Below are 252 nucleotides of genomic sequence, written 5' to 3' on the forward strand. Positions count from 1 at the left end.
TCCCAGCTGGCGGGGTTCCAGTTGGGGAAGAAGGCCAGGGCTTTCTTGCCGTCGGCCTGGGCGGCGAAGTTTTGCCGGTATTCGGCGATGTCGCGGATGAAGAACACCGGCTGGTTGAACATGACGAAGTCCTGCTCGCCGTCATGGCCGCGGCCGGGCAGGAGTTTTTCGCCGGGCACGTCGAGCAGCTTGATGGCCATGCCGCGCGCGTCGTTCTTGCTGTCGAACTGCGGGTAGGCGTTGCCGTTGGAG

General features: G+C 64.3%; 1 pseudogene. It reads right to left on the reverse strand.

The features are described from left to right. Nucleotides 1-252: pseudogene (locus tag ACLJNW_RS26950) on the reverse strand (hypothetical protein); the annotation flags it as partial.

This window comes from Salmonella sp. SAL4457 (assembly GCF_046548235.1).
GTDB lineage: Bacteria > Pseudomonadota > Gammaproteobacteria > Enterobacterales > Enterobacteriaceae > Salmonella > Salmonella enterica.